Origin of the sequence: Psychrobacter sp. 16-MNA-CIBAN-0192 (assembly GCF_040309565.1) — a bacterium.
Lineage (GTDB): Bacteria > Pseudomonadota > Gammaproteobacteria > Pseudomonadales > Moraxellaceae > Psychrobacter.
The window spans coordinates 1-302 of the sequence record NZ_JBEOOX010000096.1 but is presented as its reverse complement, the minus strand read 5'-3'; the positions used below and the strand labels follow the sequence as shown (position 1 = coordinate 302).

General features: G+C 46.0%; 1 protein-coding gene. It reads left to right on the top strand.

The window, feature by feature from the left end:
• Positions 1 to 265, top strand: a 265-nt coding sequence (locus AAEY78_RS12505) for a type 1 glutamine amidotransferase family protein (RefSeq protein ID WP_502943763.1), incomplete at its 5' end; no start/stop codon positions are given.
• Positions 266 to 302: the final 37 nt, after the last annotated feature.

Below are 302 nucleotides of genomic sequence, written 5' to 3'. Positions count from 1 at the left end.
CGCTAGCAATGATCTTACCGTGATTATTGATACCGGCTGTGCCAATTTAAGCTCTGTACGGTTTGCTTTTGAGCGCCTGAATGCCAATGTCTTAGTCAGTGCTGACTTTGATGTCATCCGCAGCGCCGCAAGAGTGGTACTACCGGGTGTTGGCACCGCTGGTGCGGCCATGGATGCCCTAAAACAAAAGAACCTTATCGAGCTAATTAAAAGCTTAACGCAAGCTTTACAAAGACGGGTACGCCCGAACCTAAAAACCGTCTGAGGAAAGACATTTTGATCCATGATCATAAGTAAAAAAT